General features: G+C 60.3%; 7 protein-coding genes and 1 pseudogene. 7 read left to right on the top strand and 1 reads right to left on the bottom strand.

What is annotated here, in order from left to right; genetic code table 11:
* From VL202_RS08810 to aqpZ, 5 genes and pseudogenes are all read left to right on the top strand, one after another.
* Positions 1 to 990 (top strand): NtaA/DmoA family FMN-dependent monooxygenase (locus tag VL202_RS08810; protein WP_325463753.1); only part of this gene is annotated, 990 nt, incomplete at its 5' end.
* A 23-nt stretch (positions 991 to 1,013) separates the two neighbouring features.
* Positions 1,014 to 1,862 (top strand): ABC transporter permease, encoded by an 849-nt coding sequence (locus VL202_RS08805; protein ID WP_325463752.1) that lies wholly within the window; start codon positions 1,014 to 1,016, stop codon positions 1,860 to 1,862.
* A 36-nt stretch (positions 1,863 to 1,898) separates the two neighbouring features.
* Positions 1,899 to 2,906 carry an ABC transporter substrate-binding protein gene (locus VL202_RS08800; protein ID WP_325463751.1) on the top strand — a complete coding sequence of 336 codons (1,008 nt, stop codon included), beginning with the start codon at positions 1,899 to 1,901 and terminating at the stop codon, positions 2,904 to 2,906.
* A 71-nt stretch (positions 2,907 to 2,977) separates the two neighbouring features.
* Positions 2,978 to 3,679, top strand: a pseudogene (locus tag VL202_RS08795) (ABC transporter ATP-binding protein); the annotation flags it as partial.
* A gap of 307 nt (positions 3,680 to 3,986) precedes the next feature.
* The gene (gene aqpZ, locus VL202_RS08790) at positions 3,987 to 4,712 is read left to right on the top strand and encodes an aquaporin Z (RefSeq protein WP_325463749.1); all 726 of its coding nucleotides are present in this window, start codon (positions 3,987 to 3,989) and stop codon (positions 4,710 to 4,712) included.
* A gap of 155 nt (positions 4,713 to 4,867) precedes the next feature.
* Here the strand turns inward: aqpZ and VL202_RS08785 are convergent, their stop codons facing one another.
* Entirely contained in the window at positions 4,868 to 5,398 is a 531-nt protein-coding gene (locus VL202_RS08785) for an NAD(P)-dependent oxidoreductase (RefSeq protein ID WP_325463748.1), read from the bottom strand.
* 43 nt (positions 5,399 to 5,441) lie between these two features.
* Here VL202_RS08785 and istA point away from each other — a divergent pair, with 43 nt between their 5' ends.
* On the top strand, positions 5,442 to 6,968 hold the full coding sequence (gene istA, locus VL202_RS08780) for an IS21 family transposase (RefSeq protein ID WP_113452476.1): 1,527 nt from the start codon (positions 5,442 to 5,444) through the stop codon (positions 6,966 to 6,968).
* Positions 6,958 to 7,770, top strand: a complete 813-nt coding sequence (gene istB, locus VL202_RS08775; protein WP_064334261.1) for an IS21-like element helper ATPase IstB — start codon at positions 6,958 to 6,960, stop codon at positions 7,768 to 7,770. Before istA ends, istB begins: the two co-directional genes overlap by 11 nt.
* Positions 7,771 to 7,964 lie beyond the last annotated feature (194 nt).

The following is a 7,964-nucleotide window of genomic DNA, read 5'->3' as shown; positions in this document are numbered from 1 at the left end:
CGAGCGGGCTGGAACGTGGTGACCACCGCGACGGAAGCTGCGGCCCACAACTTCAACCTCGATCAGCAGCATCCGCATGCCTTCCGATATGCCCGCGCCAAGGAGCATGTCGATGTCGTCAAGAAGCTCTGGGACAGCTTCGAGGACGACGCCTTCATCCGCGACAAGGATACCGGCACATTCTTCGACCCCGAGAAACTGCACGTCACCGACCACCGGGGCGAACATTTCAAGGTCAAGGGACCTCTGAACGTTCCCCGATCTCCGCAGGGCCATCCGGTCATTGTGCAGGCCGGTCAATCCGAAGACGGCCGTGGCCTTGCGGCCGCAACCGCGGAAGTCATCTTCACCGCTCATCAGCGGCTCGATACGGCACAGGAATTTTATCGTGACATCAAATCACGAGCACAGGGTCTCGGGCGCGACCCCCGCCATATTCTCGTCATGCCTGGCGTATCGCCCTTCGTCGGCAGGACGGAAGACGAGGCGCGCGAAAAATATGAGCGTCTTACCAGCCTGATCCTCGAGGAGGATGGGATCGCTCTGCTGAATGGCCTGACCGGTGGCACGCTCGACCTGAAGGGCTATGACCTCGACGGCCCCCTTCCCCCGGCACCGCCCACGGAAGGCATGAAGAGCCGCCAGGCCCTCATCCGTCAGATCGCCGACGAGAACAACTTCACCATCCGCCAGCTCTATCAGTGGGTGGCCTCCGCTCGCGGCCATTTTACGGTGGTCGGCTCGGCTGCGCAGGTCGCCGATACGCTGCAGGAATGGTTTGAAAATGAAGGCGCGGATGGTTTCAACATCCTGCCGCCCTGGCTTCCTACCGCCCTGGACGACTTCATCGAACTCGTCATCCCGGAATTACAGCGCCGCGGGCTGTTCCGCACCGCATACGAGGGCCGCACTCTTCGGGAGAACCTTGGCCTTCCCTATCCCGAAAATCGCTGGGCAGGCGCCCGAAACGCCGTTCAAGCAGCCGAATGACTGGTGAACGGAGAGGAACCACAATGGCTATCATCCAATCGGAACAACGCGATGCGTATCGCAGAGTGCAATACGAACCCTCCGTCTCCGCCGCCCTTGCCGGGAAAACCGTCAAAAGCCTGACCCAGTTCGGAAGTCGCTATGGAGTGCTCATCGCCTTTCTGATCCTGTGGCAGGTTGCGAGCCGGCTGGGCTGGTTGAGCCCGGCCGTCTTCCCGCCACTCGATACGATACTGACCGCCCTCTGGAATGGCCTTGCCGGCGGCGGCTTGCTGGACGACATCGCCATCAGCCTGCAGCGCGCCGGGATCGCATTCTCGGCAGCCGTGCTCGTCGGTATCCCGCTCGGGCTGTTCATGGGGCAAGTGAAGGCGGTCGAGCGAAGCCTCGATCCGATCCTTCAGTTGTTCCGGCAGACATCGGCCCTGGCGCTCTATCCGGTCTTCATTCTTCTGCTGGGACTCGGCGAAGCCTCCAAGGTGTTCGTCATCTTCTGGGCCACCCTGTTTCCAACACTTCTGGCCACGATCGGAGGCGTAAAGCAGGCCGACCCGAAGCTTATCGAGATGGCACGCGTCTATGGAGCGTCGCGACTGTCCATCTTTCGCCGTGTGGTGTTGCCGGGCGCCGTCCCCTCGATCTTCGTCGGTCTGAGGCTCAGCGCCACCACCGCCCTTCTCCTGTTGATCGCCGCCGAGATGATCGGCGCCAATAGCGGCGTCGGTTTCCAGGTCATGAACGCCCAGTACAATTTCCAGATCCCGCTGATGTTCGCCGCGATCCTGTTGCTGGCCATCCTCGGGCTCGGCGCAAACTACATGCTGGAGCGCCTGCAAGGCAGGCTCTGCCGCTGGAACCAACTGAACCGCTGAAGCAATCCCTTCCCTTTTTTGAAAGGTCGCAGAAACATGAACATTACGCGCAGACATATCAATCTTCTGGCCATGCACTCCGCTGCCGCGCTTTTCTTCAGCACGGCCCTTCTCAGCGGCGCACAGGCCGCCGAGGAGCCAACCACGATCCGCTTCCTCGCCAGCCATGGCGGTGTTTCGGCCCATGAACTGGCTGTGGAACTGGGTTATTTCGAAGGTAGCGACGTTGTTCTCCAGAATATCGGCTATGCAGGCGGCGGCCCCGAATCCCTGTTCGCACTGGCATCCGGCAGCGTCGAACTCGGCAGCGCAGCGACCGCGGCGGTTCTGAACTCGATAGCAGGCGGCAACGACTTCGTTGCGGCCTATCCCAGCAACGGCATCAATGCCGATGTCAAAAGCATCTTTTACGTGCTTGAGGACAGCCCGATCCGCACCATCAAGGACATCGTCGGCAAGACGATAGCGGTAAATACACTTGGCGCGCACCTCGACCACACCGTGCGCGAAGCTCTGCATTCAAACGGCTTGCCGCAAGATTCGACACGCCTTGTCGTCGTACCGGGTCCGCAACTCGAACAGGTCCTGCGTTCGAAGCAGGTTGACGTTTCGGCCTTCGGGTACTGGCAGACCACTTTTGAAGGCGCGGCGCGCAAGGTCGGCGGCCTGCGTGCTGTCTTCGACGATACGCAGGTGCTCGGAGAGATCGCGGGCGGTTTCGTCGTCCTGCGGCGCGACTGGATCGAAGACCATCCCCACGCCGCCGAGACTTTCGTCAACGCCTCCGCCAAGGCGCTCGATTTCGCCCGCGAGAACCCGGACAAGACGAAGGAGATACTCGCGCGCGTTCTGAAGGAGCGGGGAGAAAATCCGGAGATCGCACAGTATTTCGCAGGTTTTGGCGTGCGGCCAGGTGGTCGGGCGGTCGACCGCGACCTGCAGTTCTGGATCGACGTCCTTATCCGCGACGGCAAGCTCTCCGAAGGTCAGATCAAGGCGGCCGACATCCTCTATGTGCCCGAAACCGTTGTGAACGGAGGATGATCATGACGCAGACGCATGTTACCAGCCGCGGAGAGGTCTCGATCCGAGACCTCTCCAAGTCCTTCTCTCTCAACGGACGCGCCCTCAAGGTGTTGCGCAACATCGATCTCGATGTGGCAAGCGGTCAGTGCATCGCCATCGTCGGCGCAAGCGGCTCGGGAAAGACGACGCTGCTGCGCATCCTGGCGGGCCTGGAGGCGGCCGACAGTGGCGACGTCCTGATCGACGGGGCTCCGATCCATGGCGTCGGAGCAGAGCGAGCCGTGATCTTCCAGGAGCCGCGTCTTCTGCCTTGGCTGACGGTCATGGAAAACGTCGTCTTCCCGCTCGAAATCCGTAAAATTGCAGGCGACGACAGCATAAAACGCGCGCATCGTTACCTTCGCTTGGTCGGGCTTACCGATTTCGCCGACGCCTATCCCGCTCAGTTGTCCGGCGGCATGGCCCAGCGTGTGGGCATCGCGCGGGCACTTGCGGTACAGCCAGAACTCCTTCTGCTCGACGAACCCCTGGGAGCGCTCGATGCGATGACGAAGATGACGATGCAGGAGGAACTGGCCCGGATATGGGAAGAGGAGCATGTGACGATGGTCCTCGTCACCCACGACCTCGAAGAGGCGATCTATTTGGCCGACAAGGTCGTGATCCTGCCGCGGCAAAAGGGCAGCGCCATTCGCACGGTTGAAGTGGATCTCCCTCGCCCCCGCGATCGCAGCAATCCCGGCTTCGTTTCACTGCGCCAGTCTCTCCTGGCCGAGTTCGGACTGCATTAAGGGTATAGAGGCAGCTCGGGTGCATCCGGCATCTCAGGGCGGTCGATGGAATACCTCACCGGCTTGCCTCAAGGACGAAGACGCAATCGCCTCTCCGTGATTGCGTCGATAACTTTTGTCAGTTCATCGTGCTTGTCCCGCCCTGCCCCGAACACCGTTCTGCGCTTTGGCGGCCTGCCGCTTGACCGCGAAGACGCTTCTCGGCGGCCGTAAGACATACGCCAACCGAATGGTTGGCACAACCTTGTGGTTGTATCATGTCACGGCGCCCGCTTGAGCGGCGCTTCATTTCAAAGGGGAAACGTCCATGACGATGAGAAAATACTCGGCGGAAGCGATCGGAACCTTCTGGCTGACATTTGGCGGCTGCGGCAGCGCCGTCATAGCGGCGGGCCTGCCCAATGTCGGGATTGGCTATCTGGGCGTGGCTCTGGCATTCGGCCTGACCGTGGTCACCATGGCCTACGCTATCGGCCACATTTCCGGTTGCCACCTCAATCCGGCAGTCACGCTCGGCCTGGCGGCGGGCGGACGGTTTCCAACAAACCAGATCCTCCCCTATATCGTCGCGCAGGTCATCGGCGGCATTGTCGGCGGCGGCGTCCTCTACCTGATCGCAAGCGGAAAAGCCGGTTTCGACCTCGCAGGCGGGTTTGCCTCCAATGGCTATGGCGAGCATTCGCCAGGAAACTATAGCCTGCTTGCCTGCCTTGTGGCCGAAGTCGTGCTGACCGCGATGTTCCTGTTCATCATCATGGGGGCAACACATGGCAAGGCGCCAGCGGGATTTGCGCCGCTTGCCATTGGACTTGGCCTGACGCTCATCCACCTGATCAGCATCGACGTGACGAATACGTCCGTGAACCCGGCTCGGAGTACGGGCGTCGCGGTGTTCGCGGGCGACTGGGCAATTCAGCAGTTATGGCTGTTCTGGGTGGCGCCGATCGCCGGCGGCATCATGGGCGGCTCTCTCTATCGTTGGCTTAGCGCCGAGCCCAGCGGCGAGATCGTCGGGGTCGCGCCGGCCGAGTAGCGAAACAGCCTGACGGGATTGAAGCCGCTTCAAAGTGATTGAGATGCGCGAAAAATTCTCCGACTGGGATGCGGCGTTTAGCCAAGCTCCCGCGCCATCAGGGCCTTTTGACCGCATCTCAACCAATTTGGCTGTTCAGTCTCACCTCTGCGCGCCTACACCGGTGTCAGCGCCCGCCCAAACGTAAACCACTGCACCACGTTATCGACAACGAGTTTGGCAACAGCGGCCCTCGTCGCCTTGGAGGCGGCAGCGATATGAGGAAGAGCCGTCAAGTTGTCTAATTTCAGCAGCTCGGGGGAAACGACAGGTTCGTTTGCGAACACGTCCAACCCGGCGGCCGCGATGGTTCTGTCCGAAAGTGCCCGGACGAGCGCCTCCTCGTCTACCGTCGAGCCTCTTCCCACATTGATGAACACACCATCAGCACCCAGTGCATCGAAAACGTCCTTCCTCACCGCATGGTCGCTGGAAGGGCCACCAGGGACGGCCACGATGAGAGTGTCTACGGTCGAGGCAAGCTCGATTAACGATGAACAATATCGATAGGGCACGTCCTCCACCGGAGACCGATTGTGATATGCGATCGGCATGCCAAAGGCTTCGAGCCGTCTTGCTGTTGATTTGCACTGAGAGCTGACCCGGGATTGCGGGAAATTATCACTGAGATTTGACCCATGTTTCAATCATCCCTCGCGAGGTTTCAGTGGGGGCTCTGGAGTGATCGACATGGCGTTACTGAGCGTTATCCGGCGCTGGCATTTTCGAGAGCATCTATCGATCCGGGAGATTTGCCGCAGGACCGGCCTATCCCGGAATACCATCCGCAAATATCTGCGCCTGAACGGCGTGGAGCCGAAGTTCAAGGTCCCGGAGCGGCCGAGCAGGCTTGATCCGTTCGCTGATCGGCTCTCGGCCTGGCTGAAGACGGAGTCCAAAAAGGGCCGCAAGCAAAAGCGCACCTTGAAGCAACTTCATGCCGACCTGGTGAGCCTCGGCTACGACGGTTCTTATTGCCGTGTTGCAGCCTTCGCGCGGGAATGGAAGGCAGACCGGCAGAGAGAGTTACAGACGACAGGACGCGGGACATTCGTGCCTCTGGCTTTCGAGCCCGGAGAAGCCTTCCAGTTCGACTGGTCGGAGGACTGGGCCATCATCGGCAATGAGCGGACGAAGCTGCAGGTCGCGCATACGAAGCTTAGCTACAGCCGGGCCTTTATCGTCCGTGCCTATCTCCTCCAGACGCATGAGATGCTGTTCGACGCCCACAATCATGCCTTCCGCGTGTTTGGCGGCATTCCTGGCCGTGGCATCTACGACAACATGCGCACGGCAATCGACAAGGTGGGCCGTGGCAAGGAGCGCGACGTCAACGTCCGCTTCATGGCGATGGCCAGCCACTACCTCTTCGAGCCCGAGTTTTGCAATCCCGCGTCCGGCTGGGAGAAGGGACAAGTCGAGAAGAACGTTCAGGATGCACGTCATCGGTTCTTTCAACCTGTTCCGCGCTTTCCATCCCTTGAGGCCCTGAACGACTGGCTTGAGCTTCGATGCAAGGCCTTCTGGGCAAAGACCCCACACGGCCAGATGCGCGGCACCATCGCCGACATATGGGCTGAGGAAGCACCAACTCTGATGCCAGTTTCTCGGCCATTCGACGGCTTCGTCGAATATACGAAGCGGGTCACTCCGACCTGCCTCGTCCATCTGGAGCGCAATCGCTACAGCGTGCCGGCCTCTTTCGCCAATCGACCAGTGAGCCTGCGGGTCTATCCGGATCGTGTCGTGGTCGCTGCGGAAGGCCAGATCGTCTGTGAGCATCGCCGCGTCATCGACCGCTCCCACGATCGGCCGGGCCAGACGATCTACGACTGGCGGCACTATCTGGCGGTCGTGCAGCGTAAGCCCGGCGCTCTGCGCAATGGTGCTCCGTTCATTGAGCTGCCGGATGCATTCAAGAGCTTGCAGCAATATCTCCTGAAGAAGCCAGGTGGCGACCGCGAGATGGTCGATATCTTGGCGCTTGTTCTCCAGCACGACGAACAGGCCGTGCTATCGGCCGTGCACATGGCGCTGAAGAGCGGCGTCCCCACGAAGACCCATGTGCTGAACCTGCTGCATCGCCTCGTCGATGGCAAATCCTTCACGCCACCCACCATCGACGCGCCTCAGGCCCTAACGCTCACCAACGAGCCCAAGGCCAATGTCGAACGCTACGATGCGCTGAGAAAGACGGAGGACCGTCATGCGTCATAATCCAGCAAGCGGTGCTATCGTCATCATGCTACGGCAACTGAAGATGCATGGCATGGCCCACGCCGTCGGCGATCTGACCGAGCAGGGTTCGCCGGCGTTCGAGGCTGCCATTCCGATCCTGTCCCAGCTTCTCAAGGCGGAAACCGCGGAACGAGAGGTCCGTTCAACGGCCTATCAGCTCAAAACCGCACGCTTCCCAGCCTACCGCGATCTGAACGGCTTCGACTTCGCCAGCAGCGAGATCAACGAGGCGCTCGTGCAACAGCTTCATCGCTGCGACTTCCTCGATGACGCCAACAACATCGTTCTGGTCGGCGGTCCCGGCACGGGCAAGACACACATTGCCACCGCGATTGGTGTCCAGGCCATCGAGCATCACCATAAACGGGTCCGGTTCTTCTCAACGGTCGAGCTGGTCAACGCACTCGAGCAAGAGAAGGCGCAGGGTCGGTCTGGGCAGATCGCTAATCGCCTCGTCCATTCCGATCTCGTGATCCTCGACGAGTTGGGATACCTGCCGTTCAGTGCATCAGGCGGCGCATTGCTCTTCCATCTGCTGAGCAAACTCTACGAGCGCACCAGCGTCATCATCACCACCAACCTGAGCTTCAGCGAATGGGCGAGCGTCTTCGGCGACCCCAAGATGACCACCGCGCTGCTGGACCGGCTCACGCATCATTGCCACATCCTCGAAACCGGAAACGACAGCTTCCGGTTCAAAAACAGCTCAGCGCATGAGCCCAAAACGACGAAGGAGAAACGGAGGAACTTGACCACCACGACCGACACGAACGATACCTAAGGCGGGTCACTTCTCGGCGCAAATCCCGGGTCAGCTCTCAGTGCAAATCAACAGCTTCTCCACTCGCAGCGATCTGTTCCGCTGCAGCCATTGTCCGTTCAGCGATCTGCCGAGCTGCCGTCAAGTTCTCAACCGGCTCCGTTCTTTTTTGAACTGCCGCCTCGTTTTTTAATCGGGTCAAAAGAGCATTGCGA

Source organism: Pararhizobium sp. (genome assembly GCF_035497515.1).
Classification (GTDB): domain Bacteria; phylum Pseudomonadota; class Alphaproteobacteria; order Rhizobiales; family Rhizobiaceae; genus Pararhizobium.
This window is presented reverse-complemented; position numbering and strand designations above follow the sequence as displayed.

Coding starts and splice junctions, on each gene's coding strand:
- istB (WP_064334261.1), top strand. CDS start 6,958: ATGCGTCATAATCCAGCAAGCGGTGCTATCGTCATCATGCTACGGCAA.
- aqpZ (WP_325463749.1), top strand. CDS start 3,987: ATGACGATGAGAAAATACTCGGCGGAAGCGATCGGAACCTTCTGGCTG.
- VL202_RS08800 (WP_325463751.1), top strand. CDS start 1,899: ATGAACATTACGCGCAGACATATCAATCTTCTGGCCATGCACTCCGCT.
- istA (WP_113452476.1), top strand. CDS start 5,442: ATGGCGTTACTGAGCGTTATCCGGCGCTGGCATTTTCGAGAGCATCTA.
- VL202_RS08805 (WP_325463752.1), top strand. CDS start 1,014: ATGGCTATCATCCAATCGGAACAACGCGATGCGTATCGCAGAGTGCAA.